At 73.2% G+C, this 20,662-nt stretch carries 21 protein-coding genes and 1 pseudogene; 10 read left to right on the plus strand and 12 right to left on the minus strand.

The features are described 5' to 3' along the window. Positions 1-215: 215 nt before the first annotated feature. Positions 216-1,010, plus strand: coding sequence for a site-2 protease family protein (locus OG422_RS08340; protein ID WP_405741498.1), 795 nt, complete (start codon positions 216-218; stop codon positions 1,008-1,010). Between the two features lie 32 nt (positions 1,011-1,042). Here the strand turns inward: OG422_RS08340 and OG422_RS08345 are convergent, their stop codons facing one another. The 4 genes from OG422_RS08345 to OG422_RS08360 form a co-directional block, all read right to left on the minus strand. After that, complete coding sequence (locus OG422_RS08345) at positions 1,043-1,267, minus strand: hypothetical protein (RefSeq protein ID WP_143940450.1); 225 nt, start codon at positions 1,265-1,267, stop codon at positions 1,043-1,045. Between the two features lie 145 nt (positions 1,268-1,412). Then, a complete protein-coding gene (npdG, locus tag OG422_RS08350) occupies positions 1,413-2,162 on the minus strand; it encodes an NADPH-dependent F420 reductase (protein WP_405741501.1) in 750 nt (249 codons plus the stop codon). A gap of 91 nt (positions 2,163-2,253) precedes the next feature. After that, the gene (locus tag OG422_RS08355; RefSeq protein ID WP_349628723.1) at positions 2,254-2,388 is read right to left on the minus strand and encodes a hypothetical protein; all 135 of its coding nucleotides are present in this window, start codon (positions 2,386-2,388) and stop codon (positions 2,254-2,256) included. A gap of 247 nt (positions 2,389-2,635) precedes the next feature. Further along, entirely contained in the window at positions 2,636-3,319 is a 684-nt protein-coding gene (locus OG422_RS08360) for a FadR/GntR family transcriptional regulator (protein ID WP_143940449.1), read from the minus strand. A gap of 176 nt (positions 3,320-3,495) precedes the next feature. On the opposite strand from OG422_RS08360, the gene OG422_RS08365 reads away from it, so the two are divergent. The 3 genes and pseudogenes from OG422_RS08365 to OG422_RS08375 all read left to right on the plus strand — a co-directional run bounded on the left by OG422_RS08365 (position 3,496) and on the right by OG422_RS08375 (position 6,692). Next, complete coding sequence (locus tag OG422_RS08365; RefSeq protein WP_405747688.1) at positions 3,496-4,452, plus strand: dihydrodipicolinate synthase family protein; 957 nt, start codon at positions 3,496-3,498, stop codon at positions 4,450-4,452. A 55-nt stretch (positions 4,453-4,507) separates the two neighbouring features. Beyond that, positions 4,508-6,025, plus strand: a complete 1,518-nt coding sequence (locus tag OG422_RS08370; RefSeq protein ID WP_405741505.1) for a sialate:H+ symport family MFS transporter — start codon at positions 4,508-4,510, stop codon at positions 6,023-6,025. A gap of 52 nt (positions 6,026-6,077) precedes the next feature. After that, positions 6,078-6,692, plus strand: a pseudogene (locus tag OG422_RS08375) (hypothetical protein). A gap of 21 nt (positions 6,693-6,713) precedes the next feature. Here OG422_RS08375 and OG422_RS08380 read toward each other — a convergent pair. Together OG422_RS08380 and OG422_RS08385 are read right to left on the minus strand one after the other, a co-directional pair. Further along, positions 6,714-7,793: a sugar ABC transporter substrate-binding protein gene (locus OG422_RS08380; RefSeq protein ID WP_405741508.1), complete on the minus strand. Its 1,080-nt coding sequence runs from the start codon at positions 7,791-7,793 to the stop codon at positions 6,714-6,716. Positions 7,794-7,927: 134 nt separating this feature from the next. Beyond that, the gene (locus OG422_RS08385) at positions 7,928-8,158 is read right to left on the minus strand and encodes a hypothetical protein (RefSeq protein ID WP_143940444.1); all 231 of its coding nucleotides are present in this window, start codon (positions 8,156-8,158) and stop codon (positions 7,928-7,930) included. 67 nt (positions 8,159-8,225) lie between these two features. On the opposite strand from OG422_RS08385, the gene map reads away from it, so the two are divergent. Further along, positions 8,226-9,083 (plus strand): type I methionyl aminopeptidase, encoded by an 858-nt coding sequence (gene map, locus OG422_RS08390; protein ID WP_405741511.1) that lies wholly within the window; start codon positions 8,226-8,228, stop codon positions 9,081-9,083. Between the two features lie 130 nt (positions 9,084-9,213). Continuing rightward, positions 9,214-9,891, plus strand: coding sequence for a heme oxygenase (biliverdin-producing) (locus OG422_RS08395; RefSeq protein ID WP_405741514.1), 678 nt, complete (start codon positions 9,214-9,216; stop codon positions 9,889-9,891). A 64-nt stretch (positions 9,892-9,955) separates the two neighbouring features. Here OG422_RS08395 and OG422_RS08400 read toward each other — a convergent pair whose 3' ends face one another. Next, positions 9,956-10,615 carry a PhzF family phenazine biosynthesis protein gene (locus OG422_RS08400; protein ID WP_405741517.1) on the minus strand — a complete coding sequence of 220 codons (660 nt, stop codon included), beginning with the start codon at positions 10,613-10,615 and terminating at the stop codon, positions 9,956-9,958. A gap of 323 nt (positions 10,616-10,938) precedes the next feature. Here OG422_RS08400 and efeO point away from each other — a divergent pair, with 323 nt between their 5' ends. The 4 genes from efeO to OG422_RS08420 are packed head-to-tail and all read left to right on the plus strand — an operon-like array spanning position 10,939 to position 15,309. Continuing rightward, positions 10,939-12,087 carry an iron uptake system protein EfeO gene (efeO, locus tag OG422_RS08405; RefSeq protein WP_143940440.1) on the plus strand — a complete coding sequence of 383 codons (1,149 nt, stop codon included), beginning with the start codon at positions 10,939-10,941 and terminating at the stop codon, positions 12,085-12,087. Then, positions 12,084-13,394 carry an iron uptake transporter deferrochelatase/peroxidase subunit gene (gene efeB, locus OG422_RS08410; RefSeq protein ID WP_405741521.1) on the plus strand — a complete coding sequence of 437 codons (1,311 nt, stop codon included), beginning with the start codon at positions 12,084-12,086 and terminating at the stop codon, positions 13,392-13,394. Before efeO ends, efeB begins: the two co-directional genes overlap by 4 nt. A gap of 60 nt (positions 13,395-13,454) precedes the next feature. Further along, positions 13,455-14,447 carry an iron uptake transporter permease EfeU gene (gene efeU, locus OG422_RS08415; RefSeq protein WP_405741524.1) on the plus strand — a complete coding sequence of 331 codons (993 nt, stop codon included), beginning with the start codon at positions 13,455-13,457 and terminating at the stop codon, positions 14,445-14,447. Continuing rightward, positions 14,434-15,309 (plus strand): hypothetical protein, encoded by an 876-nt coding sequence (locus OG422_RS08420; RefSeq protein ID WP_405741527.1) that lies wholly within the window; start codon positions 14,434-14,436, stop codon positions 15,307-15,309. Before efeU ends, OG422_RS08420 begins: the two co-directional genes overlap by 14 nt. A 98-nt stretch (positions 15,310-15,407) precedes the next feature. Here OG422_RS08420 and OG422_RS08425 read toward each other — a convergent pair whose 3' ends face one another. The 5 genes from OG422_RS08425 to OG422_RS08445 form a co-directional block, all read right to left on the minus strand. Next, a complete protein-coding gene (locus tag OG422_RS08425) occupies positions 15,408-16,151 on the minus strand; it encodes a bifunctional DNA primase/polymerase (RefSeq protein WP_143940438.1) in 744 nt (247 codons plus the stop codon). Positions 16,152-16,300: 149 nt separating this feature from the next. Next, the gene (locus tag OG422_RS08430; protein WP_405741530.1) at positions 16,301-16,897 is read right to left on the minus strand and encodes a TetR/AcrR family transcriptional regulator; all 597 of its coding nucleotides are present in this window, start codon (positions 16,895-16,897) and stop codon (positions 16,301-16,303) included. Positions 16,898-16,964: 67 nt separating this feature from the next. Next, positions 16,965-17,924, minus strand: coding sequence for a small ribosomal subunit Rsm22 family protein (locus tag OG422_RS08435; RefSeq protein WP_405741533.1), 960 nt, complete (start codon positions 17,922-17,924; stop codon positions 16,965-16,967). A gap of 210 nt (positions 17,925-18,134) precedes the next feature. Then, positions 18,135-19,274 (minus strand): serine hydrolase domain-containing protein, encoded by a 1,140-nt coding sequence (locus OG422_RS08440; RefSeq protein ID WP_405741536.1) that lies wholly within the window; start codon positions 19,272-19,274, stop codon positions 18,135-18,137. Positions 19,275-19,327: 53 nt separating this feature from the next. After that, entirely contained in the window at positions 19,328-20,650 is a 1,323-nt protein-coding gene (locus OG422_RS08445) for a Bcr/CflA family multidrug efflux MFS transporter (protein WP_405747690.1), read from the minus strand. Between the last annotated feature and the right edge of the window lie 12 nt (positions 20,651-20,662).

The raw sequence follows: 20,662 nt of genomic DNA on the forward strand, positions 1-20,662 counted from the left end.
GGGAGTCCCGGGTCCCGGCGCGGGTGCGCGGAGCCCGGCACCGAGCCGCCGGGGCGCACACGGGATGGCGCGCGCCCGTACAACGGTTCCGCCCCGGGCCGTGCGCGGACCGCCCCGGCGCCGATACGGTCGGGGCTACCGTCACCCTTGCGGTGCGGCCCGGCCACACCGCGTACGCACCGTCCACCGCCGTCCGCACCTGGGAGCCCCGCACGATGACCACCGCAGTACGGCACGCCGAGCGCCGCGTCAGCCCGGTCTTTCTCGCGCTCGTCGCGGTGATGGCGGTCTCGGGGTGGGCCGTCTGGAGCGAGCAGCTCGCCGCGAGCACCGGTTTCGCGGTGTTCCTGTTCGTCGTCTCCGGCTGGGTGGTGTCACTCTGCCTCCACGAGTACGCGCACGCCAGGACGGCGCTGCACAGCGGCGACATCTCCGTGGGCGCCAAGGGCTATCTGACGCTGAACCCGCTCAAGTACACCCACGCCCTGCTGAGCATCGTGCTGCCGGTGATCTTCGTGATCATGGGCGGGATCGGTCTGCCCGGCGGCGCGGTCTTCATCGAGGACCACCGCATCCAGGGCCGCTGGCGCCACAGCCTGATCTCGGCCGCCGGTCCGCTGACCAACATCCTCTTCGCCGCCGCCGTCACCGCCCCGTTCTGGCTGCACGCCCTGGACGGCGTCCCCGACCCGTTCCGCTACGCCCTGGCGTTCCTGGCCCTGCTCCAGGTGACGGCGGCGATCCTCAACTTCGTCCCCGTCCCGGGCCTGGACGGCTACGGCGTCCTCGAACCCTGGCTCCCCCCCGGCCTGCGCCGCCAGGTCGAACCGTTCGCCCCGTTCGGCCTGCTGGCGGTCTTCGGCCTGCTGTGGGTCCCGGAGGTCAACCACGTGTTCTTCCAGCTCGTGGACACGATCCTCGACCCCCTGGGCGTCTCCCGCTGGGACTCCTACTGGGGCCAGGAATTCTTCCGCTTCTGGCAGGGGGAGCCGCAGGTTCCGGTGCGGTAGGGGTGCGGGGCGGCGCCCCGGCCGCGCCCCCCTCAGCCCGTGGTCGCCGTCTCCGTCCCGGCGGCGCGGGCGAGCCGGTCGCGGCGGACGTAGAACCACGCCATGTTGCTGGAGATACCGGCCATCAGGATCCAGACGATGCCGAGCCAGCTGCCCTGGACGAACGAGACGACGGCGGCCGCCACGGCGAGGACGCAGACCAGGACGGCGAAGACGGCCAGTCGCGGTGCCGGGCGGGACGAGGGAACGGAGGGCATGGGGTCGGCTCCTGTCGGGATGGTGCGGTCCCTCCCAGTGTCCCCCATGGGTTCCAGGGGGCCGGCGAGGGTCGGGGGCCCCGGGAATCGCCCCCGGCACCGGCCGCGCCGCGCCCCCGCCGGGCGGTACGCCGTGGGGCGGGGCTCACACGTCCGTGAGCCGCACCCCCGCATGCGCCTTGTACCGCCGGTTGACGGAGATCAGGTTGGCGACGAGGGATTCGACCTGATGGGCGTTGCGGAGGCGGCCCGCGAAGACGCCGCGCATGCCGGGGATGCGGCCGGCGAGGGCCTGGACGAGGTCGGTGTCGGCGCGGGACTCGCCGAGGACCATCACATCGGTGTCGATCTCGTGGGTGTCCGGGTCCTGGAGGAGGACGGCGGACAGGTGGTGGAAGGCGGCGGTGACGCGGGATTCGGGGAGCAGGGCGGCGGCCTGTTCGGCGGCGCTGCCCTCCTCGGGCTTGAGGGCGTAGGCGCCCTTCTTGTCGAAGCCGAGGGGGTTGACGCAGTCGATGACCAGCTTGCCGGTCAGCTCCTCGCGGAGGGATTCGAGGGTCTTGGCGTGGCCGTCCCAGGGCACCGCGACGATCACGATGTCGCTGCGGCGGGCGCATTCGGCGTTGTCGGCGCCCTCGACGCCGTGGCCGAGTTCGGCGGCGGCGGTCTGCGCGCGGTCGGCGGCGCGGGAGCCGATGATCACCTTCTGCCCGGCCTTGGCGAGGCGGTAGGCGAGGCCGCGGCCCTGATCGCCGGTGCCGCCGAGGACGCCGACGACGTGCCCGGAGACGTCGGGCAGGTCCCACGGGTCGCGCTTGAGGGCGGCCTTGGCGCGGGTCGCGGCGTTCTCGGAGAAGGCGGGATCGGAGGCGGGGGCGTGGTCAGCAGTAGTCATGGCAGTGATGGTGCCATGGGCGGCGAGGCCGCGGATCATGCTCTGGACGGGCCTTTCGATCTTGGTCCGGGGCCGCGGGAGCGCCCCGCCGTCACGCCTTGAGGCCGCCGTCGGCCAGGCACGCGGTGTCGACATGGGCTCCGGCAGCGGCGAGGACCTTGCTGTATTCCTGGCCGCCGAAGAAGGCACGGTCGGCGTCGAGATCTTCGGTGGCGTAGCCCTTCACGGCGCCGGGGAATCCGTATCCGCCGTCGATGAGGAGGGCGAGGGATTTCGGGTCGGTGTTGAGCGGGAGCGCGAAGTCCAGGGCGCCCTCGGGAGAGGAGGCGGCGGGTAAGCCGGTGGTGGAGCCGCCCCGGTTCGCCTGGGCGTCGGTGCCTTTCTTCCCTTACCGGGCGCCCCGGGGGCGCCCGGAGGACGGTCACGCCTGGGCCCGCCCCGAAGTCAGCCCCGAGACCGGGCGCACCGCCCCCTCACTCCGCCAACCGCCGCCGGATGTCGCCGAAGTGCCGGTGCATCGCCTCGACCGCGCGGTCGCCGTCGCCCTCCTCCAGGGCGGCGACGATCTCGGCGTGCTGATGGTGGGTCACCCGGGGGTCCCGGGGACCGTCGGAGAGGTCGTCGCGGACGCGACGGAGCGCTTCCCAGAAGGCGTCAAGGACGTCGCTGAGCAGCTGGTTGCCGAGGGAGCGGTAGAGCGCGAGGTGGAAGGCGCGGTCGGTGGAGCCGTTGACCTGCCCGGCGGCGGCCTCCTCCCCCATGCGGGCGACGAGGCCCTTGAGGACGGCGAGGTCCTCGGGGGGCAGATCGCGGGCGACGGTGGCGATGAGCCCGGACTCCAGCGCCTCGCGGACCTCCATCAGCTCGTAGAGGCTGGATTCGCCCTGGTGGTGGCGGACGGCGGCGCGGAAGGCGACGCCCTCGACGAACGGTTCGAGGGTGAGGGGGCCGACGTAGGTGCCGAAGCCGTGCCGGATCTCGACGATGCGCATGGCCTGGAGCGCCTTGAGCGCCTCGCGGACGGAGTTGCGGCTGACGTCGAGGAGGCCGACCAGTTCGGCTTCGGTGGGCAGCGGGTCGCCGGGCGTGAGCCTGCGCTCCAGGATCAGCTGCTTGATCTGCCCCTGAACGTCCTCGGACAGCGTGCCTCGCGCCATGAATCTCCCTCTCCCGCATCTGCCGTGCGGCGGTCGGCGACCCGCCCCCTGCCGGGGACCGGCACCCTTGACCGACCGCGTGTCCACCTCGCTATTGTGACCCAGACATAGGACATCCCATGTCCGATGTCCCGCAGGACGGCACGCCCGCCCCACGCACCACCGCTGGAGAGCCCATGGCACTGCCCGCGCCCCTGCACGGCGTCGTCCCCCCGCTCTGCACCCCGCTCGACCCGCACGGCGAGGTCGACACCGCCTCCCTCACCCGCCTGGTGCACCACCTCCTCGACGGCGGCGTCCACGGGCTGTTCGCGCTGGGCTCGACCGGCGAGGTCGCCTACCTCACCGACGACCAGCGCGCCCAGGTCCTCGACACCGTCGTCCGGGCGGCGGGCGGCCGCGTCCCGGTGCTCGCCGGGGTCATCGACACCACCACCCCCCGCGTCCTCGTGCACGCCACCGCCGCGGCCCGCCTCGGCGCCGACGCCCTCGTCGCCACCGCGCCGTTCTACACCCGCACCCATCCGCGCGAGATCGCCGCGCACTTCCGCCGCGTCCGCGCCGCCGGCCTGCCGCTCTTCGCGTACGACATCCCCGTCGCCGTCCACACCAAGCTGCCCGCCGCGCTGGTGCGGGAGCTGGCCGAGGACGGCACGCTGGCCGGGCTCAAGGACAGCAGCGGCGACGAGGGCGGGCTGCGGCGGCTCCTGGTCGCGCTGGGCGGCCGCACCGGGCGCCGCACCGGCCCGGCGCCCGGATTCTCGGTGCTGACCGGCTCCGAACTGACCGTGGACGCCGCGCTGTTGGCGGGCGTGGACGGCGTGGTGCCCGGGCTCGGGAACGTCGATCCGGCCGGGTACGTACGCCTCCACGACGCGGCGCGGGCCGGGGACTGGGCGGCTGCCGCCGCCGAACAGGAGCGGCTGGCGGCGCTGTTCGCCATGGTGGACGTCGGCCCGGAGGCCGAGATGGGGCGCAGCTCGTCGGCGCTCGGGGCGTTCAAGGCGGCGCTGGCGCTGCGCGGCGTCATCGCGCACGGTACGACCGCAGTCCCCCAACTCCCGCTGGACGAGGCGGCCGTCGCCGAGGTCGGCCGGATGCTGGACGCCGCCGGGCTGCTCCCGGAGCGCTGACCGGCCGCCGCTCGCGACCCCCGCAGACCGCGCGCGTCCGGCCCCTGGAGGCACCGTGCACACGCCGCAGCAGCCGCCCCGGGACGCCGTTCCGTGGTACCGGGAGGTGGGCGGCGCCCGGTGGAAGGCGTTCTTCGCCGCCTGGCTCGGCTATGTCCTCGACGGCTTCGACTTCGTCCTGATCACGCTCGTCCTGACGGAGATCGGCGCGGAGTTCGGCCTGGACACGGTGCGGGCGGCCGGTCTGGTGTCGGGGGCGTTCATCACGCGGTGGCTGGGCGGCGCGGTGCTCGGGGCGGTCGGGGACCGCTTCGGGCGGAGGGCGGCAATGGTCGCGTCGATCGCGCTGTACGCGGGCGCCACGTTCGCCTGCGGCTTCGCCTGGGACTACACCAGCCTGTTCACCGCCCGGCTGCTGATCGGCATGGGCATGGCCGGTGAGTACGGCGCGAGCGCGACGTATGTCCTGGAGAGCTGGCCGGCCCGGTTCCGCGGGCGGGCCAGCGGCTTTCTGATCTCCGGGTTCTCCCTGGGCTCGGTGGCCGCCGCCGAGTGCTACAAGTGGGTCGTCCCGGCGCTGGGCTGGCGCTGGATGTTCTACCTCGGGCTGCTGCCGCTCGCGGTGGCGCTGTGGGTGCGCCGGTCGCTGCCGGAGACGGCGGAGTGGCGGGCGGCCGTCGGGGAGCGGGCGGCGGGGCCGGACCCGTTCCGGCCGCTGTTCGCGACACCTTTGCGGGCGGCCGTCAACAGCGTGGTGGCGGCGGTGGCGACGGCCGCGCTGTTCGGGGTGTTCACGCCGGTCGGCGCGGGCGCGGTGCCGGAGCTGGCGGCGGGCGGCGGGCTGGCCCTCGTCGCGCTGGCGGTGCAGCTGGGCGGAGCCCGCGGGTGGGTGCTGTACCTCTCGCTGAGCGCCACGGTGTTCGTCGCGTTCCTCTACAGCTGGCCACTCCAGGCACTGCTGCCGACGTATCTGAAGACGGAGCTGCACTACGACGCGGGGCAGGTCACCGACGTCCTGTACTTCGCGGGGTTCGGCACGATGGCGGGCTGCTGGCTGGCGGGGTTCGCCGGGGACCGGTTCGGGGCGCGGCGGGCGTACGTGTACACGCTGCTGGCGTCGCTGGTGTTCGTCTTCCCGGTGTTCGCGGTCGGGGACCATCCGGTCCTGCTCGGGGTGCTGCTCTTCGTGCTCCAGGGGCTGAGCTTCGGGGTTTCCGGGCTGCTGCCCCGTTACCTCGGCGGGCACTTCCCGACCGCGGGCCGCGGCGCCGGGCTGGGCTTCACGTACAACGTGGGGGCGCTGGGCGGAGCGGTGGCGCCGGTACTGGGGGCGCGGCTTGCCGAGGGCCGGTCGCTGGGCGGTGCGCTGGCGGGGCTGACGTTCGCCGGGACGCTGCTGGTGGTGGTGCTGGTCGGCTGCGATGTGCCGGGCCGGCTGCACCGGCTGCGGAACCCGGACGCGCCGCGCGACCATCTGGCCGGCGAGCCGGGCGCCGCCGCTGCGCGCCCCGGAACGGCGGGCCCCGGGGCGGCGGAGGGAGCCGCCCCGGGGGCCGCGCCCCCTTTCGGGTGAAGCGCGGGTGGGGCGGCCCGGGATGGCGGGCACTGCGGGAGGATGCCGGGCCATGGAAGCCGTACGGGTCGCGTTGCTGCGCGACGTTCTCGCCGGGACGGAGTGGCTACAGGCCACCCGCCGCTTCGCCGGGGCGCTGCGCTCCTCGGTCACCCCGCAGGGCGGGCTGCTGCTGGTGGGCGGCGAGACGTACGAACCGTGGCATCTGGCGGCGCATCTGGACGACGAGGCGGCCTGGTCGGGGCTGCCGGAGCTGTCGCCGACGCTGGTGCGGCACCGGGTGCCCGCCGGGAGCCCGGCGCATCTGGCGGTCTCCACGGAGCGGCTGGCGGCGGCCGGGCGGGGTGACACGCTGCTGGTCGTCTCGCCGGGGGCGCCGGGCTGCTGGAGCGGGTCCACGACGCGCGGCGCGGCGGCGCCACGGTGCTGGCGCTGGACGGCGGGGACGACGAGTTGCACGCGCTGGCGCACGAGGCGCTGGCGGCGCCGCCGTCGGCGGAGGGCGGCGCCGACGCCTCGTCCGCTCGATCTGGAGACGGTGCAGCACCTGGTCAGCGCCGCCGCCGGGGAGAACGGCAGGCCCGCCCCGCGCGGCCGCCGCCGCTTCCGCGACCGGCTCTCCCGCCTGGCCGATGCGCTGACGTCACCGCCGCCGCCCCGGTGGTGACGGGCGCCGGGCCCGGCTGCGTCAGTCGAGGCCGAGGGCGGCGCAGTCGGCCGCAAGGTCCTTGGTGCAGATGAGGTCGGCACGGACCGCGCCGTCGCGGATCACGGTGTCGGCCATGTTTTTCCGGGTGACGAGCCGGGCGTTGAAGAGCTTCGCGGGAATATGCGAATGACTCTTGCTGTCGACGGTTGCCGGGGTCAGGGAACCGATGCTCTTTCCCTGGAGCAGATTGACCGCGATTTCCCCGGCGGTTTGTGCCTCGGGCCGGACTTCCTTGTAAACGGTGAAGGCCTGAACACCCTTCACCAACCTTTGCAGTGCGGCGAGTTCGGCGTCCTGACCGCCGAGCGGGATGCGGTGTGCACCGGCCGCTTCGAGTACGTCGGCGGCGGCGCCCGCCATTCCGTCGTTGGCGGCGTAGACCGCGTCGAATCCGGTCGGGCCGAGGGTGTTCACCGCTTCGGTGATCTTCTTCCGGGCCAGCGGTACGGACCAGCCGGGAATGTCCTTCTCGTAGACGATCCGGTCGACCTTGCGGTCGAGGACGGCGTGGGCGCCCTTCTTGAAGGCAACGGCGTTGGGGTCGGAGGGCGAGCCGTTGAGCATCACCACCCGGGCGGTGGCGGCGCGCGCCCCGAGGGCCGTGACCAGGCCCTCGGCCTGCAGTTTGCCGATCTTCTCGTTGTCGTAGGAGACATACGCGGCGATGGCGCCCTCGGCGAGCCGGTCGTAGGCGACGACCTTGACGCCCTTCTTCGCGGCGGCGTCCACCCACGGGCCCGCCGCCCGGGCGTCGACCGCGTCGAGGACGACGACGCGGACGCCGTCGCGCACCATCTCCTCGAACTGGCGTCGCTGCGTTTCCACGTCACCCTGGGCGTTTCGGTATTCGATCTTGCATTCCAGGCAGCGGGCGCCGATCTTCGGGGCCATGATGCGGCGGTCGAAATCGTCGTAACGCGCGGCCCTGTCCGGCAGCAGCAATCCGATGGATCTGTTGCCGCTCGGCGCCTTCGGCTGTTCACTCCCGCAGGCGGCCAGCGGCAGGGTCAGGGAAAGGGCCAATGCGCCGGTGAGGATTCTGCGCGGTTGTGCGTTCATTTCGGATTCTCCCCCGTGGGCCGCCCTGGAACGGCTGAAGTGAACGCCACTACCGGTCGTAACGTCAAGAATGGGGAGAGTAACGATATGAAGTCACGTGGAATGCAGTGAGGGCTCCGGAACGCCCTTCTTCGTCAGGACTCCGGGTCGTCTTTCTTGCCGCTGTCGTGCCAGCGGGGGTCGGTCTCCCACTCCAGGTTGCGTTCGCGGGCCGTCTCCATGGCGTGCGCCGCCTCCTCGCGGGTGGCGTACGGGCCGAAGCGGTCGGCGGCCCGGCATTCGGGGCCCTCCTCGACCTTCTGGTGCCGCAGGCAGTAGAACCACTCTCCGGGCCTGCCCTCGGTCCTCCTCTTGAACAGCGCCATCGCCGCCTCCTGTGGTCCGTTTCCGTGCCGCCATCCTGCCCGATGGCCCGCCGATACACTCGCTGGCATGTCTGGCCAGTCGCTTCTTGTCCCGGGGAAAATCTCCCCCACCCGCCCTGTCCCCGCCTCGATCCCGCGGCCCGAATACGTCGGGAAGGCCGCGCCCACCCCGTACAGCGGTCCCGAGGTGCAGGACGCCGACACGATCGAGCGGATGCGGATCGCCGGCCGGATCGCCGCGCAGGCGATGGCGGAGGCCGCCAAGCTGATCGCTCCCGGTGTGACCACCGACGAACTCGACCGGGTGGCCCACGCGTTCATGTGCGACCACGGCGCCTACCCGTCCACACTCGGCTACCGCGGCTTCCCCAAGTCGCTGTGCTCCTCGCTCAACGAGGTCATCTGCCACGGCATCCCCGACTCGACCGTCCTGAAGGACGGCGACATCGTCAATCTCGACGTGACCGCCTATATCAACGGCGTGCACGGCGACAACAACGCCACGTATCTGTGCGGCGATGTCGACGAGGAGTCGAAGCTGCTGGTGGAGCGGACGCGGGAGGCCCTGAACCGCGCGATCAAGGCCGTCAGGCCGGGCCGCCAGATCAACATCATCGGCCGGGTCATCGAGTCGTACGCCAAACGGTTCGGCTACGGCGTCGTGCGGGACTTCACCGGGCACGGCATCAACACGTCGTTCCACTCCGGTCTGATCGTTCCGCACTACGACAGCCCGCACCACACGACGGACATCGTGCCCGGGATGACGTTCACCATCGAGCCGATGCTGACGCTGGGCTCGTACGAGTACGACATGTGGGACGACGGCTGGACGGTCGTGACGAAGGACCGCAGGCGGACCGCGCAGTTCGAGCACACGCTGGTGGTGACGGACACCGGCGCGGAGATCCTGACGCTGCCCTGACCTGGCGCCGCGCACGCGGCATCGCCACGCACCGAATATTTACCGACAGATCGTCGGGAACGGGTTGACCCGGGCGTCCGCCACGGGTCTACTCAGGCTTACCTAAGTCACCCGTTCCCGGAGGTCAGCCTTGGACACCACCAGCACGACCTCGTCCGCGCCCGCCCCCTTCTCGACGCTGCTGCGCACCGCCTCGCGCCCGCAGCACGACGCCACCTCGGGCGATTCGTTCCTGGCCGACCTCATCGGCGCCCGGCACGGCGTGACCGCCTACCGCTGCTACACCGAGCAGCTGTGGTTCGTCTACGGCGCCCTGGAGGAGGAGGCGGAGCGGCTGGCCGGGGACCCGGTCGCCGGTCCGTTCGTCCGCCCCGAGCTGACCCGCGCGCCGGAGCTGGCGCGCGATCTGGCCCATTTCCACGGCCCGTCCTGGCACGCGCGGGTGACGCCGCTGCCGGAGACGGTGGCGTACACCGACCGCATCCGGCACTGCGCGCGCCACTGGCCCGGCGGTTTCGTCGCACACCACTACACCCGCTACCTCGGCGACCTCTCGGGCGGGCAGGTGCTGCGCGCCACCGCCGAGAAGGAGTGGGGCTTCGCCCCCAAGGGCGACGGGGTGCGCTTCTACGTCTTCGAGCGGATCGCCCACCCCGCCGCCTTCAAGCGTGAGTACCGCGCGCTGCTGGACGCGGTCCCGGCGGACGATCTGGAGAAGCAGCGGATCATCGACGAGTGCAAGCGGGCCTTCGCGCTGAACGACGCGGTGTTCCACGCGCTGAGCGAGCGGTTCCCGCTGAGCGCGTAGGGCCGGGCGGGCGGGTCCGGGGCGGGGCGCATCCGCCCGGCCGCCGGGCCCCACCCCGCCGCCGTCAGGCCCGTCGGACCCGGCCGCCGACCTCGACGGTGCCGTCCGGGCCCGGCCGGGTCAGGATGCGGGAGGCCGCGCCCTGGCGGATGTCCAGGGGACGGCCGAGCTGATCGGCGAGGAGCAGGGCGGCGGCGCCGGTCGCCTCGTCCTCGGTGACCGCGTCACCGCGCCGGGGGAAGCCGCGGGCGCGCACCGTACCGGCGGTCTCGTCCTGCCAGGCCCAGGCGTACAGCCAGCCCTCGCCGGGCGGCGGCGCGGGCAGCGCGTCGACCTCGGCGGGCGAGCCGTACCGCACACAGCTGCGCCCGGTCACCCAGGCGGCGCGGCCGCGCACCCAGACCGTGTCGCCCTCGTACGCGACGGCCACCTCACCGGCCGGTGGGCGCAGGACGCCTGTCGGGCGGCCGAGGTCACGCAGCAGCCAGGCGAGGCCGACGAGGGGGTGGCCGGCGAACGGCAGGCGGACGGAGGGGGTGTGGATGTCGACGGTGCCGCGTGCGGGGTCGTCGAGGAACACCGTTTCGCTGTAGCCGAGTTCGGCGGCGAGGGCGGTGCGCGCGGCCCGGTCGGGCAGGGCGGCGCCGGCGCGGACGACGCCCAGCGGATTACCGCCCGCGCCGTCGTCGCCGCAGAACACCCGGAGCACTTCGATGTCGGTCATCGGGCCAGTCTGAGCCCCCACGCGAACGTGATGCGGGCCACATGAAGCGGTGTCATGCGGGGCGGCGCCCGGCTCCGTCACGTTCGGACGGCGAAGGAAAGAATCCAGCCAGGCCGCCGCCTGTCACAGCCATCCGGCCACGGCGCCCCTTACTTGACGATTCGATGACTTTTCCGTGACGCAAATCCGACTGTTCCGTCATCGCACCGTGTCCCGTGAGAGCCGGATCACGGACGTACGAGGGCATCTTTCAGGTAAGCCTCAGATAACTTAGGGCTGCCTTAGCAACCCCGTACCGTCCCTCGCCTCCACTGGAGCCCCGCATGCGAGCCCTCCGCTCACCCGTCGTCGCCGCCGTCGCCGTGGCCGCGGCCCTGACCGTCGTCTCCGGCTGTGCGGCCAAGAGTGACAGCAAGGGCGGCAAGGGGGTGATCGAGGTGGCGGCGAGCGACAACGCCTGTGAACTGTCGGCCGACACGTTCCCCGCCGGGCACGTCCGCTTCGCCGTGCAGAACAAGGGCTCCAAGGTCACCGAGGTCTACGTCTACGCGCCCGGCGACCGCATCGTCACCGAGCGGGAGAACATCGGCCCCGGCACCAGCGCGGAGATCACCGCCGAGATCAAGCCGGGCCACTACGAGGTCGCCTGCAAGCCCGGGATGAAGGGCGACGGCATCCGTCAGAAGCTGACGGCCGACGGCAAGGGCGCCGACGCCAAGCGCGACCCTCGCCTCGACGCCGCCGTCGCCGCGTACCGCACCTACGTTCAGCAGGAGGCCGACCGGACGCTGCCCGCCGCGCAGAAGTTCGCCGACGCGGTGCGCGCCGGGGACGTGGCGGAGGCGAAGAAGACGTACGCCCTCTCCCGCGTCGGCTGGGAGCGCACCGAGCCGGTCGCCGAGTCGTTCGGGGACATCGACCCGAAGGTCGATGTGCGCGCGGACGGTCTGGAGGACGGCCAGAAGTGGACCGGCTGGCACCGGCTGGAGAAGTCGCTCTGGCAGGAGAAGAAGATCTCCGCGGACGACAAGAAGCTGGCCGCGCAGCTGATCGACGACCTCAAGGACTGGCAGAAGCGCGTCGGCACCGCCGACATCACCCCGACCAGCATGGCCAACGGCGCCAAGGAACTCCTCGACGAGGTCGCCACCGGCAAGGTCACCGGCGAGGAGGAGCGCTACAGCCACACCGACCTGGTCGACTTCCAGGGCAACGTCGAGGGCGCCCAGAAGGCGTACGACCTGCTGAAGCCGGTGGTGTCGAAGAACGACCCGGAGCTGACGAAGGAGCTCGACCGGCAGTTCAAGGAGATCCACGCCCGGCTCGACGACCACCGCGACAAGGGCTCCGCAGACGGTTTCGTCTCGTACGACACGGTCGGCAAGGAGGCCCGTAAGAAGCTGTCGGACAGCGTGAACGCGCTGGCCGAGCCGCTGTCGAAGCTGGCCGCGGCCGTGGCGGTGACCAAGTGACCGAGCCGGTGGACGAGACGCCCGCGGAGGAGAAGCCCGCGGAGGGCTCCAAGCCCTCGCGGCGGAAGCTGCTGGGCTGGGGCGGTGCGGGGCTGGCGCTCGGCGCCGTCGCGGCGGGCGGCACCGCCACCGCGCTGCGCTCCGGCGACGCCGCTCCGGCGGACGCGGACGCCGCCGCCGGAGCGGCCGTGCCGTTCCACGGCGCGCACCAGGCGGGCATCGCCACCGCCGTCCAGGACCGGCTGCACTTCGCGGCGTTCGATGTCACCACCGACGACCGCGAGGCGCTGATCTCGCTGCTCAAGGAGTGGACGAAGGCGGCGGCCGCGATGACGGCGGGCGACGCGGTCGGCGACGGCGCGGTCGGCGGGCTCGCCGAGGCGCCGCCGGACGACACCGGCGAGGCGCTCGGCCTGCCGCCGTCCCGGCTGACGCTGACGTTCGGCGTCGGCCCGACGCTCTTCGGCAAGGACGGCAAGGACCGCTTCGGGATCAAGGACCGGCGGCCGGACGCGCTGATCGATCTGCCGCAGTTCCCCGGCGACAACCTCGACAAGGCGCGCAGCGGCGGCGACCTGTGCGTCCAGGCGTGCGCGGACGATCCGCAGGTCGCGGTGCACGCCATCCGCAACCTCGCCCGGATCGGCTTCGGCAAGGTCGCCATCCGCTGGTCGCAGCTGGGCTTCGGCAAGACGTCGTCGACGACGCCGGGCGCGCAGACCCCGCGGAACATGTTCGGCTTCAAGGACGGCACCGAGAACGTCGCGGGCGACGACCCGAAGTCGCTGGACAAGCACGTCTGGGTGCCCGCCGCGGAGGCGAAGGGCGACGCGGCGTGGATGGCCGGCGGCTCGTACCTCGTCGCGCGGCGCATCCGGATGCACATCGAGACCTGGGACCGCACCTCCCTCAAGGAGCAGGAGGACGTCTTCGGGCGGGACAAGGCCGAGGGCGCCCCGGCGGGCCGCAGCCACGAGCGGGACGCGGCGCATCTGCCGTCGATGCTGCCGACCGCGCACGTCCGCCTCGCGCACCCCGACAGCAACGGCGGCATCCGCATCCTGCGCCGCGGCTACTCCTTCACCGACGGCACCGACGGGCTGGGGCGGCTGGACGCGGGGCTGTTCTTCCTCGCCTACCAGCGCGATGTCCGGCACGGGTTCGTGCCGTTGCAGCAGAAGCTGGCGCGGCACGACGCGCTCAACGAGTACATCCAGCACGTCGGTTCCGCGGTGTTCGCGGTGCCGCCGGGCGTCCGGGACGCCGCCGACTGGTGGGGCCGGGCGCTGTTCACGCCGTCCGCCTGAACCGCCCGCACCACCACCGCCGTACGCCACGAACGCCATGAAGGAAGAGAAGGGACCGACGTGTTCGGCAACTATCTGATCGGTCTGCGCGAGGGGCTGGAGGCCAGCCTCGTCGTCTGCATCCTCATCGCCTATCTGGTCAAGACGGGGCGGCGGGAGGCGCTGCGTCCGGTATGGGCGGGGATCGCGCTCGCCGTGGTGCTGTCGTTCGGGTTCGGCGCGGCGCTGCAGTTCGGTTCGCAGACGCTGACGTTCCAGGCGCAGGAGGCGCTGGGCGGCTCGCTGTCGATCATCGCGGTGTGCCTGGTGACGTGGATGGTGTTCTGGATGCGGCGCACCGCGCGGCATCTGAAGAAGGAGCTGCACGGCAAGCTGGACGCCGCGCTGGCGATGGGCACCACGGCGCTGGTGATCACCGCGTTCCTGTCGGTGGGACGCGAGGGCCTGGAGACCGCGCTGTTCATCTGGACGGCGGCGCAGTCGGCGCAGGACGGCGTCCGGCCGCTGGTCGGCGCGCTGTTGGGCCTGGCGACGTCGGTGGTGCTGGGCTGGCTGTTCTACCGGGGTGCGGTCCGCATCAACCTCGCGAAGTTCTTCACCTGGACCGGCGGGATGCTGGTGATCGTCGCGGCGGGCGTCCTCGCGTACGGCGTCCACGACCTTCAGGAGGCGGGCGCACTGCCGGGGCTGTCGACCCTGGCGTTCGACGTCAGCGACCAGATCCCGGCGGACAGTTGGTACGGCACCCTGCTGAAGGGCGTCTTCAACTTCCAGCCGGATCCGACGGTGCTCCAGGTCGTGGTGTGGGCGGCGTATCTGGTCCCCACGCTCGCGGTGTTCCTCTCCCCCGGTAGGGTGGCGCCGAATCCCGCCACCCCGGCGGCCTCCGCGCCCGCCCCGGTCGCCCCGAAGGAGCCCGAGCCCCATGACACGCAGGTCGCCGTTCCGGGTGCCGCTCACACTGACGTCGGCAGCAGCGGCGCTGGCGATGCTGACCGGGTGCGTGACGGTGCACGGCGAGCGGGAGATCGTCCCGGCGGTGACGAAGGCTGACGCCACCAAGGCGCTGAAGCACTTCACCGACGGCTTCAACAAGGCGAACCGCACGCTGGATCCGGCCGTCAACGCCTCGTACGAGTCGGACGCGCTGCTCATGATCGACCGGGCGGGCATCAAGTCCGCCCACGCCGCGCATCCGCAGGGCAACCCCAACGCCAGCCCGCTGACCTTCCGCGACCCGCATTTCACGGTCCCGAAGCAGGCGGGCTGGCCGCGTTTCTTCCTGGCCGACGCGGTCAGCAACCGCCGGGGCGGCAGCGGGCAACTCTCCCGCTGGTTCCTGGTGTTCAGCCGCACCGCCGCCGACGCCCCGTGGCGGGCGGCGTATCTGGCGACGCTCTCCGGCGACCAGGTGCCGCAGTTCAGGACGGACGCGGACGGGTTCGCGGAGCCGGTGCCCGCGGACGGCGGGAACGGCCTGGTGGTGGACCCGGCGCGGCTGAGCAAGGCGTACACGGACTATCTGCGGACCGGCAAGGGCGATCTGTTCGCGCCGGGCTTCCGCACCGATGCCTGGCGCCGGGACCGCGAGGCGAAGTCCCGCACGCCGGGGTCGCAGATCCAGTACCTGGACCAGTCGGCGCGGTTCGCGCCGGTGGCGCTGCGGACGGCGGACGGCGGGGCGCTGGTGTTCTTCGCGAGCTACTACCACCAGCAGAAGACGGTGTCCGAGGGCTCGACGATGCAGGTGTCGCCGCAGGTGCAGGGCGTCATGGACAAGCCGGTGGAACAGGCCACGAAGATCACGCTGACGAATCTGACGGCGCAGGTCGTGAAGGTCCCGGCGAAGAGCGCGGGCGGCAAGGTCGCAGTGCTGAACTACGTCGAGGCGCGGACGTCGGCGAAGGTGCCGTAGAGCGGCGCCGAAGGGTGCGGGCGCCGGGAGAGGCAGGCGCGCGGCGTCCGGGAGGTGCGCCGTGGCGGTGGCCCGCCGGGCGTCCCGGCGGGCCCGGGTCAGCGGCCGATGGGCCAGGCGGTCGTCTCGTGGTCGGGGGTGCGGCCGATGAACTCGGCGCAGGCGTCGGTGAGGGTTTCCAGCAGCGTCAGCGGGTCGGGCAGCGGGCGCTCGGGGCCGCGCAGCCAGGACACGGCGGGCCGGTCACCGGGGAGGCGGGACGGCGGCAGCAGGACGTAGCTGCCGCGGCAGTGCCAGCGCAGGCCCGGGTGCTCGTCCATCGTCTCGGGGTGGCAGTCCAGCTCGCACGGCCACCATTCGTCCTCGTCGTCCGGGGTGCCGCGGGTGGCGGTGTAGAAGAGCATCCGGCCGTCGCCGATACCGGCGCCGCTCAGCGAGACCGGGCCCAGCTCGACGGAGGCGGCCTCCAGGCGTTCCAGGGCGGTGCGTCCGGCCTCGGCGGGGACGTCGAGGACGTCGTGGGCGATGCCGGTGGAGGTGATGAAGTTGGCCTGCGGGAGGGTGCGGACCCAGGCGGCGACCTTGTCGCGGTCGGTGGTGGCGACGGTCTGCCAGCCGAAGGAGACGGGGTGGCGGCCGGGGGTGGGACAGCCGATGCGTTCGCAGGAGCAACCGTAGCCGGACGGGTGCGCGGCGGGGGCGATGGGGAAGCCCGCGTCGGCCGCCGCCAGCAGCAGGTCCTCGCGGCCGCGCGCGGCCGCCGATCCCGTGTCCGTCTCATCGCCGTCCGATCCGCTCTTCGGCCGACGCAGCCACTGGGAGAACCTGCTCTTGCGTTCCATCTATCCCCTCAATTCGAGCGGTGGTCTGGGAACAATGCTGCCACCATCCTGCGCTCCGGGGGACCTGTGTCCGGATCCGGGGCCCGTACGGGGCGGACGAAGCAGGCATTTGCCATCCCGTACGAGGGAGCGCACGCCGGGCGCGCGGCTCAGTCGTGGGGGCGCACCGCGCGGAGTACCAGGTCGACGAGGGTGTCGGTGTAGGCGTGGGTCAGTTCGCCGGTGCGCATCAGCCAGCGCTGTGAGAAGGGACTCAGCAGCATCTCGGTGACGATGCGGGGGTCGGCGTCCGGGGCGATCTCCCCGGCGTCCCGGGCGGCGCGCAGCCGGGCCTCGTAGACGGCGAAGCCGGGCTCCAGCAGGCGGGCGAGAAAGGCGCGGGACAGCTCCTCGTCGGCGGCGCCCGCGGCGGCGAGCGCGCGGTAGGGCGCCTGGAAGGCCGGGTCGTTGAACTCGTCGCAGGTGGCCCGCAGGACGTACTTCAGGTCGGCGGCCAGGTCGCCGGTGTCGGGCAGCCCCTCGCCGTAGCTGTCGACGCCCTCGGTGAACGCGTCGAGCAGCACCGCCGCCTTGGAGGGCCACCAGCGGTAGATCGTCTGCTTGCCGACCCCGGCGCGGGAGGCGATGCCCTCGATGGTCAGGCGCGGGTAGCCGACCTCGCCGACCAGGGCGAGGGCAGCGTCGAAGATCGCGCGGCGGGAGCGCTCGCTGCGGCGCGCGGCGTGGGGCGAGGGGGTGGTGGGCATGGCGCGATCGTACCGAGCGGGGCGCCTGGGCGAGACGGGTCGTCTCGCAGGAGCCGGGGTCCGGCGGTCACCCCCAGGCGTCGCCCCAGGCCGCGTCCCGGGCCGCGCGGTACTGCGTGCCGTGGCGCTTGGTCACCGTCGTACGGCGCAGCCCCTCCTCCGCGGTGCACAGGTCCAGCAGCACCTGGCCCTTACGGAGCTGCGGTTTGCGGACGATGCGGTCCGCCGCGGGCGCAGTGGGGGCCGCGGGCAGCCGGACCGCCGCGACGTAGGAGAACTTCTCGTCCTCGTACGCCAGCGAGCCGCCCTTGACCTGGCGGTGCAGGGAGGAGCGGCTGACCCGGGCGGCGAAGTGGCACCAGTCCTCGCCGGGCACGATCGGGCAGGCGGCGCCGTGCGGGCAGGGCGCGACGATCCGCAGCCCGGCGGCGGTCAGTTGCTCGCGGGCCTCACGGATGCGGAGGTAGCCGTCGGGGGTGCCCGGTTCGATCAGGACGACGGCGGTGGCGGCGGCCGCGGCGTCCACCACGGTGCGGCGGGCCTCGGGCCGCAGCTCGCCCAGGACGTACGAGACGGTCACCAGGTCGGTGCCCTCCGGGACGGAGAGGCCGTCGCCGATGACGCCGCGCCGCCACTCGGTGCCGGAGAGCGTGCCGTCGGCCAGCTCCCGGCCCAGGTCCAGGGCGGGCTGCGCCCAGTCCACGACGGTGGAGCGGTGGCCGTCCCAGGTCGCGGCGGCGGCCCAGGTGGCGGCGCCGGTGCCGCCGCCGATGTCGAGGTGGGTGCGCGGCGCGAACTCCGGCACCCGGGCGGCGAAGGCGGTCAGCGCGGACCGTACGGCCTCGAAGGTGGCGGGCATGCGGTACGCGGCGTAGGCGGCGACGTCGGCGCGGTCGCGGAGCACCGGGGCGTCGGTGGGTGTGGTGCCGCGGTAGTGGGAGATCAGCCGGTCGACGGCCCGCGCAGCCTGCGTGGGCGGCAGGCCGTCGAGCAGGCCGGCCAGGGCGGCGCGCAGTTCGTCGTGCATGCGGCCAAGTTTACGGGGCGGGACGGGGGCGCCCGGGGCGGCTGCGGCCGGGCGCCAACCCGGGCGGGCCGGGCGGGCGCGTCCACCCCTACGGGAAGCCTCCGGGCGTTCCCGGGGATCGTGCGCGGTCCCCGCCCCCACCGACGGGTAGGGCAAGTCCGGGGGCCCACCCACCCCCTAGGGAACAACCCCGATCCCCCGCCCCGCCGGTCAGCCCGGGCCCGCCCCGTCCCACGCCGCCACCGCGCGCGCCAGGCAGGTGGCGGCCGCGGCGCGCGGTGCGCTGCCCGCGGTGCGGCGGCGGGGGTGGACGGTGGTGGCCAGCAGGACGAGGAAGGTGTCGGTGGCGCGGTCCAGGACGAGGCTGGTGCCGGTGAAGCCGGTGTGTCCGGCGGCGCCGCGGCCCGCCAGCTCGCCCATGAAGTACGGCTGGTCGACGGCGAAGCCGAGGCCCGGCGGGTCGAGGAGGGCGGCGACGGTCTCCGGCCGCAACACCCGCACCGCGCCGTACGCCCCGCCGTTGAGCAGCGTCCGGCAGAGGACCGCGAGGTCCTGCGCGGTGGAGAAGAGGCCCGCGTGCCCGGCGACGCCGCCCAGCGCCCAGGCGTTCTCGTCGTGCACCTCGCCGCGCACCATGCCGCGGTCGGCCTTCGCCCACGGCCGCCGCTGGTCCTCCGTCGCCGCCACGCCCTGCGGCGCCAGCGGCCCGTACGCCGTGGAGTGCAGGCCCAGCGGGACGGTGACGCCGTCGCGGACCAGGGCGGCCAGGCCCCGGCCGGTGCGGCGCTCCAGCAGCAGGTGCAGGGCGAGGAGGTTCAGGTCGGAGTAGCGGGGGCCGCTGCCGGGGCGGTCGTCGGGCGCGGCGGCCTGCGCCCAGACCATCGCCAACTGCTCGGCCCGATTCCTCCCTTCGTACAGCGGCAGTTCGGGGCGGAGACCGGACGTATGCGTGAGGAGGTGGCGGACGGTGATGCCCGGGGCGAAGGCCGGGAGGGTGGCGCGGACCTCCTCGTCGAGGGTGAGGGCGCCGCGTTCGACGTGCTGAAGGGCGACGAGCGCGGTGAAGAGTTTGCTGACCGACGCCAGGTCGAAGACGGTCGTGGGGCGCATCGGCTCCCAGGCGTCGCGGGGCAGCGGGACGCCGCGGTCGGCCGCCGGGTCGTGGGCACGGTAGCGGACCGCCCACCCGGCGGCTTCCTCGACGGCGACGACCGGGCCGCGCCCGGCGAGGACGACGGCGCCCGCGCACCACGGGTCCCGGCCGTGCGGCAGCGCCCGGACGCCGTCGGTCAGCCGTCCCGTCCAGCCGGGGTCGAGCCCGGCGTCGGCCGGGGTGCCGGGCCGGAGCACCGGTGCGTACGGGGCGGGTGAGGCGCCCGGGGTGTGCGGCGGCTTCGGTGTGTTCAGAGCGTGACCCTCCCGTCGGCGGTGCCCCCGTGCGTGCCCTCCCCACGCTGCCACGGGCGGCACAGGCCGAGGAAGCACACCAGCGCCAGAACGGCGCATCCGAGCTGTACCACGGCCATCGGGACGGCGGTGTGCTCGCCCGCGATACCGACCAGCGGGGAGGCGACGGAGCCGAGCAGGAACGTCGAGGTGCCCAGCAGCGCGGAGGCGGAACCGGCGGCGTGCGGGGTGCGCAGCAGCGCCAGGGTGTTGGTGCTGGGCATGACCAGGCCCATCGACGCCATCAGCACGAAGAGTCCGGCCGCGATCGGCCACAGCCCGACTGGGCCGAAGACACCGGAGGACATCAGCAGCAGCGCCGTGGCGGCCAGCGCGATCAGCGTGAGGCCGGTGCCCAGCACCTTGTTCAGCGGCACCCGGCCGACCAGCACCTTGCCGTTGATCTGGCCGACCGTCACCAGCCCCACGGAGTTGACGCCGAACAGCAGGCTGAAGGTCTGCGGGGAGGCGCCGTAGATCTCCTGGATGACGAACGGGGAGGCGGAGATGTACGCGAAGAGGGCGGCGAAGCCGAAGGCACCGACGAGGAGATAGCCGGAGAACGCCCGGTCGGCAAGGAGGTCGCGCATGGTGCGCAGGGTCTCCCCCAGGCCGCCCGCGTGGCGCCGCTCGGGCGGCAGCGTCTCGTGCAGGGTGCGCCACACGACGGTGGTCAGCAGCAGGCCGACGACGGTGAGCACCACGAACACGCCGCGCCAGTCGGTGATCCGCAGGATCTGCCCGCCGATCAGCGGTGCGACGACCGGGGCGACGCCGGAGATCAGCATCAGGGTGGAGAAGAACCGGGCCATCGCGACGCCGTCGTAGAGGTCGCGGACGACCGCCCGCGCGATGACGATCCCGGCGGCGCCGGCCAGGCCCTGGAGCAGCCGGAAGGCGATGAGGATCTCGGCGTTGGGGGCGAGGGCGCAGAGCGCGGTGGCGAGGACGTAGATGACCATGCCGGTGAGCAGCGGGCGGCGGCGCCCCCATTTGTCGCTCATCGGGCCGACGACCAGCTGCCCCAGCGCCATCCCGGTGAGGCAGGTGGTCAACGTCAGCTGGACGGTGGCGGCGGGGCTGTGCAGCGCCTGGGTGACCTCCGGGAGGGCCGGGAGGTACATGTCCATGGAGAGCGGAGGGACGGCGGTGAGGCCGCCGAGGACGAGAGTGAGGAGCAGTCCGGTGCGGCGGGACGCGGGCGGCGGTGCCGCCACGCCCCGCCCGGATATGGGGGGAAGATCCTGGTTCTCTGCCGTGCCGGGCGCGGCGTCCGTCATGAGCGTCTCCAG

It is taken from the genome of Streptomyces sp. NBC_01525 (assembly GCF_045040405.1).
GTDB lineage: Bacteria > Actinomycetota > Actinomycetes > Streptomycetales > Streptomycetaceae > Streptomyces > Streptomyces benahoarensis.

Bases quoted from the DNA above. Each gene is read 5' to 3' on its own strand.
- OG422_RS08340 (WP_405741498.1), top strand. From the start codon at position 216: ATGACCACCGCAGTACGGCACGCCGAGCGCCGCGTCAGCCCGGTCTTT.
- OG422_RS08345 (WP_143940450.1), bottom strand. From the start codon at position 1,267: ATGCCCTCCGTTCCCTCGTCCCGCCCGGCACCGCGACTGGCCGTCTTC.
- npdG (WP_405741501.1), bottom strand. From the start codon at position 2,162: ATGACTACTGCTGACCACGCCCCCGCCTCCGATCCCGCCTTCTCCGAG.
- OG422_RS08360 (WP_143940449.1), bottom strand. From the start codon at position 3,319: ATGGCGCGAGGCACGCTGTCCGAGGACGTTCAGGGGCAGATCAAGCAG.
- OG422_RS08365 (WP_405747688.1), top strand. From the start codon at position 3,496: ATGGCACTGCCCGCGCCCCTGCACGGCGTCGTCCCCCCGCTCTGCACC.
- OG422_RS08380 (WP_405741508.1), bottom strand. From the start codon at position 7,793: ATGAACGCACAACCGCGCAGAATCCTCACCGGCGCATTGGCCCTTTCC.
- OG422_RS08385 (WP_143940444.1), bottom strand. From the start codon at position 8,158: ATGGCGCTGTTCAAGAGGAGGACCGAGGGCAGGCCCGGAGAGTGGTTC.
- map (WP_405741511.1), top strand. From the start codon at position 8,226: ATGTCTGGCCAGTCGCTTCTTGTCCCGGGGAAAATCTCCCCCACCCGC.
- OG422_RS08400 (WP_405741517.1), bottom strand. From the start codon at position 10,615: ATGACCGACATCGAAGTGCTCCGGGTGTTCTGCGGCGACGACGGCGCG.
- efeO (WP_143940440.1), top strand. From the start codon at position 10,939: ATGCGAGCCCTCCGCTCACCCGTCGTCGCCGCCGTCGCCGTGGCCGCG.
- OG422_RS08425 (WP_143940438.1), bottom strand. From the start codon at position 16,151: ATGGAACGCAAGAGCAGGTTCTCCCAGTGGCTGCGTCGGCCGAAGAGC.
- OG422_RS08430 (WP_405741530.1), bottom strand. From the start codon at position 16,897: ATGCCCACCACCCCCTCGCCCCACGCCGCGCGCCGCAGCGAGCGCTCC.
- OG422_RS08435 (WP_405741533.1), bottom strand. From the start codon at position 17,924: ATGCACGACGAACTGCGCGCCGCCCTGGCCGGCCTGCTCGACGGCCTG.
- OG422_RS08445 (WP_405747690.1), bottom strand. From the start codon at position 20,650: ATGACGGACGCCGCGCCCGGCACGGCAGAGAACCAGGATCTTCCCCCC.